Source organism: Wolbachia endosymbiont of Drosophila bicornuta (assembly GCF_028982105.1).
GTDB classification, from domain to species: domain Bacteria; phylum Pseudomonadota; class Alphaproteobacteria; order Rickettsiales; family Anaplasmataceae; genus Wolbachia; species Wolbachia pipientis.
In genome coordinates this window covers 1-2,047 of the sequence record NZ_JAPQLF010000131.1, presented here as the reverse complement: position 1 = coordinate 2,047, position 2,047 = coordinate 1, and the positions used below count along the sequence as shown (strand labels likewise).

At 34.1% G+C, this 2,047-nt stretch carries 4 pseudogenes; all 4 read left to right on the top strand.

Annotated elements, in window-relative coordinates:
- Positions 1-67: 67 nt before the first annotated feature.
- Positions 68-595 (top strand): annotated as a pseudogene (locus OZD68_RS05615) (IS110 family transposase); the annotation flags it as partial.
- Between the two features lie 104 nt (positions 596-699).
- Positions 700-1,095 (top strand): annotated as a pseudogene (locus OZD68_RS05610) (transposase); the annotation flags it as partial.
- A gap of 28 nt (positions 1,096-1,123) precedes the next feature.
- Positions 1,124-1,576 (top strand): annotated as a pseudogene (locus OZD68_RS05605) (transposase family protein); the annotation flags it as partial.
- Between the two features lie 54 nt (positions 1,577-1,630).
- A pseudogene (locus tag OZD68_RS05600) lies at positions 1,631-2,047 on the top strand (DUF6444 domain-containing protein); the annotation flags it as partial.

Here is a 2,047-nt window from a genome sequence, read left to right as displayed (position 1 = left end):
ATGTGCTTATGGCTATGGTAGAGCAGTAGCATATTATGATCTGTTCGGATTATTGTAAAAAGAGCTATATGTTCGGCAACGTAAAAATTTAATTGAAAATGCTTCTACACATACTTTGCGTATGCAAAAAGCGCTAACACAAATGAATATTCAACTACATAAAGTTATAAGCGATACAACTGGTGTAACTGGAATGCAAATTATTAAAGCAATAATAGATGGTGAGAGTAATCCTGAAAAATTGGCTGAACTAAGAGATGGACGAATAAAAAGTGATAAATCTGTTATTGCAAAAGCATTAGCAGGAAACTATAGGAAAGAACACCTATTTACATTAAAGCAAGAATTTGAGCTATATAATATTTATCAGGAAAAAGTAGCAGAATGTGACAGGAGCATTGAAGAATATTATAAAACATTTGAGACAAAGTCTGATGAGAGTAAAAAGTTAGGTGAAGAGAAAAATAAGTATAGAAAAAGTAAACCAAACTTTGCTTTGCATGAAGAATTATATCGAGTAACTGGTATAGATTTTACCAAAATTCCTGGATTGGATATACTAACTGTACAAACTATCATTTCGGAAGTTGGTATTATAGCACTTCTCGCAATAGTCCGAATAGGATAAGATATGTGCTTATGGCTATGGTAGAGCAGTAGCATATTATGATCTGTTCGGATTATTGTAAAAAGAGCTATAACTATAATAAATGGCGATCAGAAAAGCATTTTACTTCGTGGTTGGGGCTAAGCCCTGCTAATAAAATTACAGGGGAAAAAGTGTTTAGCACAAGAACACGTAAAGTCATTAATCGTGCCGCGAATGCATTTCGAATGGCTGCTCACTGTGTATCAAGAAGCAATAGCGGAATAGGTGCATATTGTAGAAGGTTAAAAAAACGACTATGTGCACCAAAAGCGATTACTGCTACGGCAAGGAAATTAGCATGTATCTTTTATAGTATGTTGAAGTATGGACAAGAATATGTAGAAAGAGGAATAGATTATTATGAAACACGTTACAAAGAGAAAGTTGTAAAAAATTTAATCAAAAAGGCACAGGAGTTCGGTTATATCTTAGTTCAACAGGAATAACTAATGGGAAGTTTCTTAGAAGCAAATACAGAGGCCAGAAGATAGTAAAAAACGGAAGAAATCATATTCAGGAAAAAAAAGAACCAACACTATGAAAACTGAGATTATTATCGAAGAAGGAGGAAGAATTTTATCAGTGTCAAAGTCATACCGTGGTAGAATTAGTGATTTTCGCATAAGGAAACAAGAAAAATATTTACCACTTGATAGCATAAAACATGCTGATTCTGGATATCAAGGTTGGCAAAAATTGCAAAGCAATGTTATAATTCCATATAAAAAGTATCGTAAAAAGCCATTAACTCCAGAGCAGAAAGAGCATAATAGAAGGTTAGCATCATTTAGAATGAGAGTAGAAAATAAGATCCGAGAGATAAAGATATTTAAGATTATGTCGAATGTTTATCGCAATTTTCAGAAAAAATATAACTTGAGGTTCAATATTATTGCTGGTATTGTAAATCTTAAGCACGCCTTTTAGTTAACCTTGATTTTATTCACCTTTTTTATCGCTTGATTCGCAGCAGGTCTAGAGATAAAGAGGTTAGAGATAGAAAACGAAAATTTTAGATCTGAGAATAAGGCGCTAAGAATCGAAAATGCTGAATTGAAAGAAAGACTAGGTCTGAATTCACAAAATTCATCGATACCGAGCTCAAAAGAGTTATACAAGCTAAAGAAGAAAAAGAAAAAAAGTGACAGGAAAATAGGGGCACAGATTGGGCATGAAGGAAAGTATCGCCCTAAAATGGAAGCAGATGAAGTGGTGAAAATAGAGTTCTTGCGAGTGCGGAGGAGAAATTGCGATATCGAAAGAGCCATACATTCATCAAAAAGTTGATTTGCCAGCTTATGTTGTGGAATACCAATGGCCGCTGTTGCAAGTGTGGAAAAAGAAAAAGTAGCAGGCTACCAGAAGGTGTTACTGCGGATACATTTGGTCCAAAAGTTA